General features: G+C 51.3%; 10 protein-coding genes. 5 read left to right on the top strand and 5 right to left on the bottom strand.

The window, feature by feature from the left end:
* Positions 1-67: 67 nt before the first annotated feature.
* Entirely contained in the window at positions 68-985 is a 918-nt protein-coding gene (locus P1U47_RS03450) for an alpha/beta hydrolase (protein ID WP_301027171.1), read from the bottom strand.
* Positions 985-1,776, bottom strand: coding sequence for an enoyl-CoA hydratase/isomerase family protein (locus P1U47_RS03445; RefSeq protein ID WP_301027170.1), 792 nt, complete (start codon positions 1,774-1,776; stop codon positions 985-987). The genes P1U47_RS03450 and P1U47_RS03445 overlap by 1 nt, the downstream gene beginning before the upstream one ends.
* Positions 1,777-2,107: 331 nt before the next feature.
* On the opposite strand from P1U47_RS03445, the gene P1U47_RS03440 reads away from it, so the two are divergent.
* The 5 genes from P1U47_RS03440 (at position 2,108) to P1U47_RS03420 (ending at position 10,386) form a co-directional block, all read left to right on the top strand.
* Positions 2,108-3,316: an acetyl-CoA C-acetyltransferase gene (locus P1U47_RS03440; protein ID WP_301027169.1), complete on the top strand. Its 1,209-nt coding sequence runs from the start codon at positions 2,108-2,110 to the stop codon at positions 3,314-3,316.
* 22 nt (positions 3,317-3,338) lie between these two features.
* Positions 3,339-5,486 (top strand): 3-hydroxyacyl-CoA dehydrogenase NAD-binding domain-containing protein, encoded by a 2,148-nt coding sequence (locus P1U47_RS03435; RefSeq protein WP_301027167.1) that lies wholly within the window; start codon positions 3,339-3,341, stop codon positions 5,484-5,486.
* Between the two features lie 72 nt (positions 5,487-5,558).
* Positions 5,559-6,722, top strand: a complete 1,164-nt coding sequence (locus P1U47_RS03430; protein ID WP_301027166.1) for an acyl-CoA dehydrogenase family protein — start codon at positions 5,559-5,561, stop codon at positions 6,720-6,722.
* Between the two features lie 31 nt (positions 6,723-6,753).
* Positions 6,754-7,941: a cytochrome P450 gene (locus P1U47_RS03425; RefSeq protein WP_301027164.1), complete on the top strand. Its 1,188-nt coding sequence runs from the start codon at positions 6,754-6,756 to the stop codon at positions 7,939-7,941.
* Positions 7,942-8,037: 96 nt separating this feature from the next.
* On the top strand, positions 8,038-10,386 hold the full coding sequence (locus P1U47_RS03420; protein WP_301027162.1) for a TonB-dependent receptor: 2,349 nt from the start codon (positions 8,038-8,040) through the stop codon (positions 10,384-10,386).
* A 105-nt stretch (positions 10,387-10,491) separates the two neighbouring features.
* Here the strand turns inward: P1U47_RS03420 and P1U47_RS03415 are convergent, their stop codons facing one another.
* The 3 genes from P1U47_RS03415 to P1U47_RS03405 all read right to left on the bottom strand — a co-directional run bounded on the left by P1U47_RS03415 (position 10,492) and on the right by P1U47_RS03405 (position 13,403).
* A complete protein-coding gene (locus P1U47_RS03415) occupies positions 10,492-10,944 on the bottom strand; it encodes a patatin-like phospholipase family protein (RefSeq protein WP_301027161.1) in 453 nt (150 codons plus the stop codon).
* A 195-nt stretch (positions 10,945-11,139) separates the two neighbouring features.
* Positions 11,140-11,358 carry a patatin-like phospholipase family protein gene (locus P1U47_RS03410; RefSeq protein WP_301027160.1) on the bottom strand — a complete coding sequence of 73 codons (219 nt, stop codon included), beginning with the start codon at positions 11,356-11,358 and terminating at the stop codon, positions 11,140-11,142.
* A gap of 68 nt (positions 11,359-11,426) precedes the next feature.
* Entirely contained in the window at positions 11,427-13,403 is a 1,977-nt protein-coding gene (locus P1U47_RS03405) for a CocE/NonD family hydrolase (RefSeq protein ID WP_301027159.1), read from the bottom strand.
* Between the last annotated feature and the right edge of the window lie 15 nt (positions 13,404-13,418).

Here is a 13,418-nt window from a genome sequence, read left to right as displayed (position 1 = left end):
CGGAGCCTCGGTAGCTATATTACGCGGCTAACACTAGGCCTCAGTCGATATTAAACTCAGACTTTATTTATTGAGAAAACAGCGCCAACACGTCGGCAGCTACTCGTTCTGGAAATTCGTGGTGCAAGTTGTGTGAGGCATCTTCAAGCACAAGATCACTACGATGCTGATAACACTTAAGCCTGCTCGCTAAGGCCGCACTGTCTTTAGCAAAGATATCGGCGACAAAAGATTTAAGCCCGCGGCACAGCAAGACCTTGGCGCGAATATTTCGCAACAGTTCTTCCACTTGCTCGTAATGGGGGTAAATTGGCGTAATCTGGCGGGATTCAGCATCGGCTAGCGGTGCCAAACTGCCGTCGGCCAATACCCCTAAAAAATGCTCCGCCAAAAAGGCGGCCCATTCAGGTCTAAGGCGCGGGTTCCTTTCAACTAAGCGCGCGGCAAACTCGCTATGACTTTGATAAGACTTGCTTATACCTCGGGGGCCATCAAGCCAGCGCGCCACAGACTTAGGCACACCGCTGCTGAGCAAGCCACCAGGCATGGGCGCCAAACCCTCGATATTGACGAAATGGCTGACCCGATCTGGCCGTGCGCCGCTATACATAGAAGATAAATTAGCGCCCATGCTGTGGCCGATAATTTTTACTTGCTGCTCGTCACCGCAATAGGCCTTAACCAGCTGCTCCATGTCGGCCAAATAACCAATAAACAAGGAGCCTCCCGGACGCGGCGCCGACAAGCCGTAGCCACTCCAGTCGGGGGCAATAAAATGCCAATTTTGGCTGGATTGCGCGATAAGCTCATCCACCAAAAACTGCCACGTTGCCGACACATCCATCCAACCGTGAAACAAAAACACCTTTGGCGCGCCCGCTTTGCCCCATTGGCGCACGTGGTAGCGAACGCCACGTATTTCACGATACTCAGACCACGAAGGCGTATAGGCCAGCGCGTCATGGCAGGCAGTTGCAGCAGCCATCAGCGAATCTCGTATTCTTTTGCCGCTTTACGCGCAGCGTCTACATCTAGCTCTTGTGCGGCTTTTGGATTGCCAATTTCACACAACCGCAGGGCGTGATTGAGCGCAGCAGCACGAGGCATGTCTAAGCCCTCCCAAATTGCGCGAACGGTGTTTTGTATTGCCGAGGGCGGCTTAGCGGCAATCTTGCTGGCCAAGTTATGGGCGTGCGCCCAAAGATCTGCTTTGGCCACAACCTCTGAAACCAAATTAATGCGTAAGGCCGTTTGCGCAGAGACGCGCTCGTCGCCACCCATCAGGGAAATACGCAGCACTTCCTGCAGCGGCACTCGGTATGCCATGCCCACTGGCTCTACCCCACACACCATGCCGTAGCTAACATGTGGATCAAAAAACTGAGCATCATCAGAGCAAATTACAAAATCGGCTTGATTAAGAAAATAGAAACCGCCTGCGCAGCACAGGCCGTGTACTGCAACGATCACCGGTTTCCAGCAATGATTAGAGCGCGGCCCAAAATAATCGCCGGGGTCTTTTACATAAAAGGGGTTGGTGGTTTGGTCGGCACTGACGCCAGACTTAACATCGGCCCCTGTTGAAAACGCGCGACCGTCTGCGGCGCGAATAACCACCGCATTAATTCCGTCGTCGGTATTAATTTGCTTCCAGAGCTGGTCGAATTCTTCACACATCTCCATGGTGAAAGCATTCAGCGCGTCGGGGCGATTAATAGTAATGGTGGCTACCTTGTCTGCCACTTCGAACAAAATAGTGTTGAATTCACTCGCCATGCTGGTCGTCCTTATTGATCTATCACGATTATTGTAGGTAGACGCGCGGCGCAAATATTCGCCAAATCGCCCTAATCGGCTCAATTAAATTTCGGGTGAGGCCAAAAGCCTATGTCATACATCCTATCATATAGATGATTTAAATCATTATAGGTGTTATAGTCCAAATTATACATAGCCATGAACCACTTTTTCTGCCCGCCCACCGGCAGTTTAACCGTGCTTCACTTGCTAACTCATAACAATGCCCAGTGTAGGTAACAAACCCAGCTCCAAGGGAAACACCGACAAGTCACTGGGTAAAATTTGGCAATTTCAATGAGACTACACCATGATTGATGCATTCATCTTCGATCACGTGCGCACCCCTCGCGGCAAAGGTCGGCCTGATGGCGGCTTACACAGTGTGCCCCCTATCGAATTGGCAGCCCAAACACTTAATGCCATTAAGTCACGCAGTGACCTAGACACCTCTACTATAGATGATGTCATCCTCGGCATCGTTACCCCCGTTGGCGAACAGGGCTGCAATATGGCCCGCCCCGCACTGCTCATGGCAGACTACGACGAATCGGTGCCCGGTATGCAAATTGATCGCGCCTGTTCGTCTGGATTAGATGCGGTGAATCTTGGCGCAGCGCAAATCATGTCTGGCCAAGCGGGCATGATCATTAGCGGCGGTGTGGAGTCTATGTCGCGGGTGCCCATGGGCAGCCAGGGCGGCGCGTGGGCCAGAGACCCCGCAGTGATCAGCAAAACCTATTTTGCCCCGCAGGGCATTGGCGCCGATTTGATCGCCACGCGCAGTGGTTTCAGCCGCAGCGATGTCGACAGTTATGCCCTTGAGAGCCAACGCCGCGCGCACAATGCATGGGAAAACGATTATTTTAGTAAATCCATGATCACCGTGGTTGACGATCTCGGCCTGCCTTTATGTAGTAAAGACGAACATATGCGCCCAAGTGCCACGGCTGGCGATTTGGCAGCGCTAAAACCAGCCTTTGCAGCAATGGGTGAGCAAGGCGGCTACAACGCCATTGCCCAACAAAAATACCCAGAGGTTTTTGCCATTAACCACGTGCATACCGCAGGCAATTCTAGCGGTATCGTCGACGGCGCCTCGGCACTATTACTTGGCAGCGCCGCCCAAGGTAAAACTGCTGGTTTAACACCGCGCGCACGTATTCGTGCCTTTGCCTCGGTGGGCAGTGAACCCACCATTATGCTCACCGGCCCTGCCGCTGCCGCGCGCAAAGCACTGAAAAATGCAGGCATGAACGCTGCCGACATTGACCTGTTTGAACTCAACGAAGCCTTTGCTTCGGTAGTGCTTGAGTTTATGCGCGAGCTAAACATTCCCCACGACAAAATCAACGTTAATGGTGGCGCCATTGCCATGGGTCACCCACTGGGTGCCACCGGCGGTATGTTGATCGGCACAGTACTCGACGAATTGGAACGCCGCGGTCAACACACCGCACTGATCTCGCTGTGCGTGGGTATCGGCATGGGCGTAGCAACCATAATAGAGCGCGTATAAAACGACGACTGGATAAAAGACGATGAGCAGCCAATTCAAGACTATTCAATATCAGCTAAACGAGCAGGGTATCGCCATCCTTCTGATGGATATTCCCGGCAGCAACGCCAATGTCATGGGCGACGCTTTCCGAGACGAGCTAGATCTTGCCGTTAACCTCATCGCCAGCGATGACAATATTAAAGGCGCGGTAATCGGCTCGGTGAAAAACGATTTTATGGCCGGTGGCGACCTCAATGCCATGGTTGAAATGTTCGCCAATGTCACTGATCCACAAGCTGCCCTCGACATTGCCAACAGCATCAAACCCACTCTGCGCAAATTAGAATGCTGCAGCAAGCCAATTGTGGCGGCCATCAATGGCCCCGCCATGGGCGGTGGTTTAGAGCTGGCACTGGCCTGTCATGGCCGAGTTGTGAGCGACTCAGCCAAAGTTATTATGGGCCTGCCCGAAGTTACCTTGGGCTTGATGCCCGGCGCCGGTGGCAGCCAGCGTTTACCGCGCATGATCGGCATTCAAAAAGCCCTAGAAATCATGCTGCAAGGCCGGCCCTTTAACGCCGCCAAAGCACTGGAACTGGGTATTGTCGACGCCATTGTCGCCCCTGAAAAACTGATAGAAGCCGCTTGCCAACAAATTACCGATGGCCTCGACCCCATCAAGCCGTGGGATAAAAAAGGCTATACCATTCCAGGCGGAAGTGGCTTTTTTGATGCCGATCTCGGCAATCTCTACAACTACCTAACAAGCACAATTTGCCGCGACACCCAGCGCAACACCCCTGCGCCACTCGCGCTACTCACGGCGGTCGCACGCGGCACGGCAGTTCCCTTTGATGCGGGGTTACATATCGAATCCTGCTATTTTGCCAAGCTCATTCTCGACCCTACCGCCCGCAATATGGTGCGCACCTTATTTGTTAGCAAAGGTGAGCTAGACAAGCTTAGCCGTCGCCCTAAAGGCATAGACAAAGCCAGTTTCCAAACCATTGGCGTGATCGGTAGCGGCCTAATGGGCGGCGGTATTGCCCAAAGCGCCGCCAAGGCTGGCATCGACGTTGTTTTGCTCGACATCAGCGACGAACAAGCCAGTAAAGGTAAGGACGCAATTGCCAAATCCTTCGGCAAGCTTATTGCCAAGGGCCGCATGCAGCAGGAAAAAGCCGATGCACTGTTGGCAAAAATTACGCCTTCTGCGGATTACTCCAAGCTCGCGAGTTGCCAGTTGGTTGTAGAGGCGGTGTTTGAAGACGTCGCCCTAAAGCAGATGGTTTTCAAAATGGCGCGGGAGCATATGCCTGCCGACGCCATACTGGCATCCAATACCTCGAGCTTGCCGATTAGCCAAATAGGCGAAGGCCTGCCCTCCCCTGACCGTTTCTTGGGTCTGCACTTTTTCTCGCCGGTAGAGCGTATGCCGCTGATCGAAGTTATTCGGGGTAAATTCACCAGCGACAAAACCCTCGCCGAGGCCTTGGACTTTGTTGCCTTGCTGCGCAAAACGCCGATTATTGTTAATGACTCTCGGGGCTTTTTCACCTCGCGGGTCATCTCTGCCTATTTGCAAGAAGCTTTTGCCATGGTGGCCGAAGGTATTTCGCCAACGCTCATCGACAATATTGCCAAACAGGCCGGTTTCGCCATTGGGCCACTGGCACTCATTGACGATATCGGCTTAGAAAATGGCTACAAAGCCTCGCTGGCTGAAAAACAAGCCTTAGGGGAACGCTGGGTAGAACCCGCCGGTTTTAAAGTACAAAAGCAATTTAACGAACTCGGCCGTATTGGCCGCCGCGGCGGCATGGGCTTTTACGACTATAGTGAAGGTGTGCGCGCCCCATCAGCGGCGGTGGCCAAGCTTTACCCCGCCTCAGCAAGCGCGGTTGATGCCGAGCAAATTAAACAGCGCCTACTCTACGTGCAAGCATTAGAAGCCGCGCGCTGCTATGAAGAAGGCGTCATTACCGACGCCGCCGAAGCCGATGTTGGGGTTATTTTGGGCATAGGGTTTCCGAGCTATACCGGTGGGGTCTTCTCGCTGATCGACACACTTAACTGTGGTGAATTTGTCGCGGCCCTCGACGCGCTTACCGAAACGGTTGGCGAGCGATTCCGCGCTAGCGACTGGCTGAGAAGCCGCGCAGAAGTCGGCATCCAATTTTATGCTTAATAAAAACTGAACCGAATTAACCTAAATAATTAATTGTCGCGGCATCGCACCGCGCACCGACAGGAGATGATAATGAAAGCTTTGGACGTACAGCCGCCCGCAGCGATGCAAGACGAAGAGATCACTATGTTTTCTGACGCCGCCAGCCGCTTTTTTGAACGACACGTGACCCCAGAAGTATCTGAACAATGGCGTAAGCAACACCACTGCGATCGCGATATTTGGAATAAGGCCGGCGAAGCCGGACTGCTGTGTACCATGATGCCAGAAGAATACGGCGGCAGTGGCGGCGACTTCCGTCATGAAGTAGTGATTATTGAGCAGCTATTCCGTCACGACGCCAACGGCATGGGCATTACTCTGCAAAACGCAATTTTAGCGCCCTATATTCTGCTGCACGGCACCGAAGAACAGAAGCGGCGCTGGCTGCCAGGTTTAGCAAGCGGCGAACTCGTCGGCGCTATCGCCATGACCGAACCCGGCACTGGATCAGATCTCGCTGCGGTGCGCACCACCGCCAAAAAAGACGGCGACAGCTACATTGTTAACGGCCAAAAAACCTTTATCTCTAACGGCTCGCAAGCCAACCTGATTTGCGTAGTAACTAAAACAGACATTAGCGCCGGCAATAAAGGCGTGAGTTTGGTGATGGTTGAAACTGACAAAGTTGAAGGCTTCAGTCGCGGCCGGATTCTCGACAAAGTGGGGTGTGAAGCCGCCGACACCTCGGAGTTATCTTTTCAGGATGTTCGCGTACCTGTAGACAATATTCTTGGCGGCGTCGAAGGCAAGGGCTTTGGCCAATTAATGGCAGAGCTTCCCAAGGAACGACTCATTATTGCCCTGCAGAGTATTTTTGCGATTGATGAAGCCTTGGCGACCACCATCGAATACACCAAAGACCGCAAAGTATTTGGCCAAAGCGTGATGGATTTTCAAAACACCCAGTTCAAATTAGCCGAATGTAAAACCTTGGGCACGGTTACCGCCGTGTTCGTATACCACTGCCTAGACCTGCTTCTGCAGGGCAAGCTCGACAATAATATGTCGGCCATGGCCAAACTCTACGCCTCTGAAACCCAAGGCAAAATTATTGACGAGTGCCTGCAGTTATTTGGTGGTTACGGCTATATCAACGAATACCCCATTGCGCGGCTGTATCGCGATGCTCGGGGCCAGCGCCTGTGGGGCGGCACCAGCGAAATTATGAAAGTACTCATAGCCCGATCTTTATGACCACATACATTGGCAACCGGAGAGTAATATCATGAACATTCCAGCGCATGTGCCCGCGCACCTCGTTTATGAGTTTAATCATAATACGGACGAAGGACTGTTGAGCGATCCCCAGCAACGCTTCAAGGAATTATCAGATAAATTCCCTGGCGGGCTATTCTATAGCCCATGCTTGGGTGGCTTTTGGGTAATGACCAATTACGAAAATTACGCAACTGTGGCCAATAGTCCGGATTTGTATTCCAGCCGTGAAGTCACTATTCCCAGTACTGGCGGTATGTACCGATTAATTCCCGTCAATATCGACCCACCAGATCATGCCAAATACCGCCAGGTATTAGCCAAACAGTTTAGCCCGCCGCGCATGCGCAAAATGGAAGACGATATTCGCGTGTTAGCAAATCAGCTGATCGACAATATCGTTGACAAACGCGCGTGTAACTTTGTTGACGAATTCGCCGAGCAGCTTCCCGTCACTGTATTTATGAGAATGATGGGCCTACCGCTAGACAGGCTTGAAGAGTTCCGCGGCTGGGCAATGGTGGCATTAACCGAAACCGATCCTAAAACGCGGATGCCGGTGATGATGAACATTATCGGCTTTATGACGGAGTCACTCCAAGCGCGCAACACCGAGCGTCAAGATGACTTACTCAGTGACATTATCCACGCTGAAATCGATGGGCGGCCGATCACCATGGAAGAAGCCCAAGCCTATTGCTTGCTGCTGTTCCTCGCCGGCCTAGACACTGTTGTTAATGCCACCTCGTTTGGTATTCGTCACCTCGCTAAAGACAAAACCCTGCAACAGCAAATGCGCGAAAATCCAGAGATTGCACCTGCCTTTGTTGAAGAATCACTACGCCGTTATTCCTTTGTGAATATTGGCCGCATTGTGAGCAAAGATCATGAACTTAATGGCCAGTTGTTAAAAGCCGACGAGATGATTTTGGTTCCTCAGATTCCCGCTAATCTCGACGAACAGGCCTTTGAAAACGCCCTAGAATTTCAGCTCAATCGCAAAGGGCCAAATCGCCACGTTGCCTTCAACACCGGGCCGCACAACTGCCTAGGCGCGCACTTGGCAAGAATTGAACTCGCGCTAACCTACCAAGAGTGGTGCAAGCGCATACCAGAATTTAGTGAAGACCCCACCGTACCACCGGTATTAGCCGCTGGCCCAGTAATGGGTATGCGCAATTTACAACTGACTTGGTAGACCCAATCACGCGGTAGCACCTTGGCGGCCGCCCTATTTTTAGACAATAAACCGACGACCTAGTCGTTACAGTATTGCTAGCGAGTGAATAAAAAAATGACATCACCTCTTATCCATCCCAGCTCTAAGCCAGCGCCCCTGCGGATGCATCATACCATTCTGGCAATTGCATTAAGCGGAATAATTCCCTCTGGTCATTTGTATGCAGCAGCGCTAGAAGAAGTTGTGGTAACTGCCCGCAGAACGGCAGAAAGTCTGCAGGATGTACCCGCCGCAGTCACCAACTTTGGCGGCGAAGCCCTGCAAGACAGCGGCATTAGCGATCTTAGCGGTATAGCCAACATTACACCGAGCTTGGTATTTGCCCCCAGCCCAGGCGTTGGCGTTAACCCTCAAGTTGCCATTCGCGGCCAAGTGCAAAACGACGCCACGGTATTAACAGTAGATCCAGCGGTTGGCGTTTATCTGGATGACGTTTTTCTCGGTCGCTCGCCGGGTTCTCTGCTCGATATGTTCGACATCGCCCGAGTCGAAGTATTAAAAGGCCCTCAAGGCACGCTATACGGCAGGAACACCACCGGTGGTGCCCTTAAAGTTATTCCCAATAAAGCCCAGCCCGGTGGCGGCTGGGATGGCTTTGTAAGGGTCATGACCGGAAACTACGGCCAACAGCATATAGAAGGCGCAACGAACATACCTATTACTGACACCTTCGCAGGTCGCATCGCCTTATCTCAGCGTGAGATGGACGGTTATGGCAAGGCAACTGTGGTTTCCGCAAATAACCCTGAAGCGATTATTGGCGAATTTGATCCCGGTGCTAAAGCAACCGACACCCTGCGCCTAAATCTTATGTGGGATGTCACCGACAGCGCCGTTCTGGAATTTGGTTATGACTCCAGCGACACCGAAACTAACGGCGCGCCAAGCTATGATCGCGCTGGCGACCGAGCGCGAACCACTGCCGCTGTCATTACCAGCTACGAGCGTTCATCCGACGATCACTACAGCTATTTCACCGATGTAGAAACCAAAGCAAATGCCCTCACCGAAGGTGTTTACTTAAAGGGTAGCTACAATTTCTCGTGGGCGGAGTTAAAAGCCGTCGTTGCCCAGCGCGATCTTGATTACGCATTTACGATTGACCCCGACGGCACCAGCGCGCGCGGTGTATACACCGACACCCAGCAGAATGTAAAACAAACGTCTTTCGAACTTCAGCTCAGTGGCGCCGTGTGGGATGATCGTATTCAATGGATTATTGGCTATTTTGATTTTGAAGAAGACGGCCGTGATCAGACCTATACCTTCGCATCTGACGTGGTAGCCGGTGCCGCCGTTACCGGCTTACCAACCGTTATTCTCTTTCCAGCAACCGGTACAGCACCCCTGCTAAATGCCACCGGCGACGCCAGTATCTTAAACACCAGTGACTCTGCCTTTGCGCAAATAACCTGGGATGCCCTCGATAATGTGTCATTTACTGTCGGCGGCCGCGCGATTAACGAAAACAAGGCATTGGATATTACTCAGTTTGACTCGGGCTTAGCCAATCTTGCCCTTGGCCCCAACCCAACAAACAACTGCGTATATGCTGATGATCCAGCCAACGGTCAATCAAACGGCACCGACGCGTCTAGCTGCTACTTTCGCCAAGACACCGACTACAAGTACAACACCTGGACATTCTCCGGTAGCTGGAACGTCACCGACGACATGATGCTCTACGCGAAGAAATCACGGGGCGTGCGCTCTGGTGGCCAAAACTTCCGCGGCCGTACTGCAGAAACCCTGGTGCCCTTTAACCCTGAATTTGTCACCGACACCGAGATCGGCTTTAAAGGCGAGTTTTTTGATAGCCGTGTGCGCCTTAACTTAGCGGGTTACCACACCGACTATAAAGACATTCAGTTCTCGGACATCGTAGGCATCTCAACCTTTATTCAGAACTTGGGTGATGCGCAAATCCAGGGTACTGAAGCAGAATTAACTGTTGCAGCCAGCGATACTCTGACCGTGATTGCAACAGGCACCTTGATTAACTTTGAATACGATGACGAAACCCTGCAAGGCCCTTTTGCGCCGCATAAGAAAGCCTCTATTGCGATTAACTATAAGCAGCCATTGCGCTGGGGTGAGTTTGGCAGCAACCTGTCTTACGCTTATAGCGACAAAGTGCCGCTAGACAATGATGCTAACGCCTATGAGAACAACCCAGATGTATCACAGGAAGCTTATGGGCTATTAAGTTTTACGGCCTATATTAACTTTGAGTCTACTGGCCTGCGGCTTGGTATATTTGGTAACAACCTTACCGACGAAGAAACCTTTGGCAACGTAATACCGTCATTTGTGTTTACCGACCCACTGGTTGGCGGTGTTGGCACCACCGGCTCACCACGTATGTATGGTATTGACCTGACCTACCGTTTCTTTTCCCTGTAATACCAGCCGAGGGCGGCCTTAGCGCGTCCTCGGCTCCCGCCCCTAATTACGTATATTTTATTAATCTCGACTTGAAGCCTTGAAAGATCACATTTCAATTTTGGTTTACAAATTGGTATATGCCACCCCCTGTAAATACCCAGCTTTCGCACAAGCTTCTCTTTTAGATGGATCTAATGGGTTTTTACCCATTTCTTTCTTTGAATGGGAATCCGGAGAAACTACAAGAACGTCACTTCCATGTTTTTGTAACAAGTCAATTTCCGCCTTTAAACTACTACCCAGCATAGACATACAACCTAGGCCAACAGGTGAAATAATCAATACTTTTTTTGCGCCCAAGGCAAAGTCAGCGTTTTCGCCAGAACGAATGCCGCCATCGTAATAATACTCTCCGCTTATTTTCACGCTAGGCCAAATCCCAGGTACTGCGCAGCTCGCCGCTACCGCATCGACAAAATTAACATTGGAATTTTTGGTGAAATTAATAAGCTCACCCGAGATAGCGTGTACCGCCATAATATGCAAATCAACACTAGGCCACTCATGACTTGGCATTCGCTCTTGAATAACTTGCCGGCGTATCTCCGCGTCGACGGTCTTGGCCTTTAAGGCCATAGCACCAATGCGCTGCCGAAACCTGACAGGATTATTTTTTACTAATAGCGCAGGTATTAATTTGAGGATAATTTTGAATATATTTATAGACGGTGCAATTTCATTAACTTGCTTTTTTACGTCGATTTGCCGCTGCTAGAAATCTTCAACCTTAACGCCACTGGTAATTTGCGCAGCTAAAGTAGCGCCTGCAGATGTACCTATTAATTTATCAAATTGCTCAAGATTTAGGCCCTTCTCTTCTAAACCTCTAAGTACACCCGTCATCCAAGCAATGCCGGTTACCCCGCCGCCACCCAAAACTAATGTGTAATTGGCTTGTTGTAATTCTGCTTTTGTATGCTTAACGTGCATCCCCATTTTTCCCTAAGCAGCAATAATTGCAGTTTACTACAGAGATGGCGCAACGTAATCACGACGCTTTATTCAATCATATCGCAAACATTACAGTGAATTTTGAAATCGGCTGGAGATGCAATAGGGATATTAATATGCGACGGGTACAAGGCATTACGCTGAATATCATATACACCCCCCACTAACTGTTCGATCATTGGCAGTGAGGGCAGTGCAAAGGGAATATCCGATGTTGATATAGTCACACGCAAACGCTCACCGGCGTTAATCTGATAAACCGTTGGCCAAATGGCAATATCAAATTGTGTCACTTCATTTGGCACTAGATCTTGATTCGCGGCAGGCGTGAGCACCTGCACTGGCATTATTAATTTTTCGTCTTTATACCACGCGAACTCGTCGATAAGTGCGCGCTTTGAGGCAATCATCGCCCCGCTCGTTATGGAGACCGGCGTGCCGTCTTCCAACACGCGAGATAGGCCAACAATAAATTCTGCGTTTTTCGTGGTCGACGCCGCATACAGGGTCATTGCCATATTCCCTGCAATGATGGTGTCTTCTGTAAAAGGCTCGGTAGTGTAAGTAAGCGCCACAATCTGCGTTGTCGCTTCGGAACCACTCCCACAAACATCATCTGCAGGCAGGCCTGTCATTTCCGCCAAGCCTGCGGATTGAATCCGCAAACGAACACTACAAGGGCTAGACACGCCACTCCAAGGCACTTGATCGAATCCAGTTGCGGTAGCTGGCGGGTTCAGGGATAAGCTGCCGTCATTAAGCGATGGCGCGCCGCTGTCACTCGCTTCGCCTAAATAGAATGTTTTTACCGTTGCTTCTTTCGGTGGCCATATATCGGTTTCGACCCAGCGATCGGTATTCATAATATTAAACTTAATCGGCGAGTCGGTGAGTTCTATGCCGCTGCGGACGTCTTTCAACCAGCGGTCAAACCATTGCAAGCGCATCTGTTGAGTCATCGGGGTTAGTGTACCGGCGTGGGTCCATGGCCCCATTACGAGCTGGAACAACGGGTCTACGCGCTGCCCCTCTACCATACCGTCCCGCGCTGAGCGACCAGTGACAATATTTTGCAGGGCCACGTAATTGCGATAAGGGCCAAAACCCATAATGTCGTAAAAGCCGCCGATCAACATCGTCGGTATACGGTTTGCCGCCAGCCCCTCTAAGCGATAAAACGGACTGCGCGGATCCCAAAAATCCCCCACATAGGTACTAGGCCCATCCAGCACCATGTCTTGAACCAAGCGATTTGAAAACATGCTTGAGGTTTCTATGGTGCTCAGCGTCCTAACAGATAGGTCGAGCGGCTCTTCTAGCCCCATATACCCTGGCAAACCTGCAAGACCGGTTCCGGGAAATAGCACGGCATAGAGTAAACCAAATCCGCCATTAGGTAGCCCACCGTAAAGACCGTCACGGGCAACATCGCTAATAGCCACCTGCGGTGCTATCGCTTTAATCGGTGAGTTAGGACCCGCCGCTGCCGCCGTCATAATCTGGGTAATACCCAGATAAGAAGCGCCAAACAAACCCACCTTGCCATTGCTATTGGGCAGTTTGGAGGCCCAGTCTGCCAGTAACACCCCATCACGCGCTTCGCGCTCATCCCACAGGCCAAAACTTCCCTGCGACGCACCGCGCCCCCGTACGTCTGCAACCACGGCGATATAGCCACGCTCTACGAGATAATTAATGTCATCGCCTGTACTCAGGCCAGGCGTGCTTTTGCCATACGGAGTTTGGGTTAATAGTGAGGGAAACGAGCCTATAGCCGGCTCGCCAGATTCGAGATCAATTGGGTAGTACACGTCTACCCGCAGCACAATACCGTCGTCGGTTATAACCTCGACGTTTTGTTCGCTTGCTACTGCGTAGAGCGCCTCGCCTGGCGACCAATCGACGATTTCTGCTGCGGGTGTATTAGCGCTCGGCGCAGCAGCAGACTTACTCGAACCACCACCACACGCATTAAGGCTAACGCTAATAAATATCAAACACAGGTATTTTATTATTATGGTCATAAGCCAACTCCACTG

It is taken from the genome of Zhongshania sp. (genome assembly GCF_029212375.1).
Classification (GTDB): Bacteria; Pseudomonadota; Gammaproteobacteria; order Pseudomonadales; family Spongiibacteraceae; genus Spongiibacter.
Note: the sequence above shows the minus strand (reverse complement) of the source record. Positions and strands in the feature narration are given on the sequence as shown.

Excerpts from the sequence above, each read along its gene's own strand:
- P1U47_RS03445 (WP_301027170.1), bottom strand. The coding sequence starts at position 1,776 with ATGGCGAGTGAATTCAACACTATTTTGTTCGAAGTGGCAGACAAGGTA.
- P1U47_RS03405 (WP_301027159.1), bottom strand. The coding sequence starts at position 13,403 with ATGACCATAATAATAAAATACCTGTGTTTGATATTTATTAGCGTTAGC.
- P1U47_RS03410 (WP_301027160.1), bottom strand. The coding sequence starts at position 11,358 with ATGCACGTTAAGCATACAAAAGCAGAATTACAACAAGCCAATTACACA.
- P1U47_RS03420 (WP_301027162.1), top strand. The coding sequence starts at position 8,038 with ATGACATCACCTCTTATCCATCCCAGCTCTAAGCCAGCGCCCCTGCGG.
- P1U47_RS03450 (WP_301027171.1), bottom strand. The coding sequence starts at position 985 with ATGGCTGCTGCAACTGCCTGCCATGACGCGCTGGCCTATACGCCTTCG.
- P1U47_RS03440 (WP_301027169.1), top strand. The coding sequence starts at position 2,108 with ATGATTGATGCATTCATCTTCGATCACGTGCGCACCCCTCGCGGCAAA.
- P1U47_RS03415 (WP_301027161.1), bottom strand. The coding sequence starts at position 10,944 with ATGCCAAGTCATGAGTGGCCTAGTGTTGATTTGCATATTATGGCGGTA.
- P1U47_RS03435 (WP_301027167.1), top strand. The coding sequence starts at position 3,339 with ATGAGCAGCCAATTCAAGACTATTCAATATCAGCTAAACGAGCAGGGT.
- P1U47_RS03430 (WP_301027166.1), top strand. The coding sequence starts at position 5,559 with ATGAAAGCTTTGGACGTACAGCCGCCCGCAGCGATGCAAGACGAAGAG.
- P1U47_RS03425 (WP_301027164.1), top strand. The coding sequence starts at position 6,754 with ATGAACATTCCAGCGCATGTGCCCGCGCACCTCGTTTATGAGTTTAAT.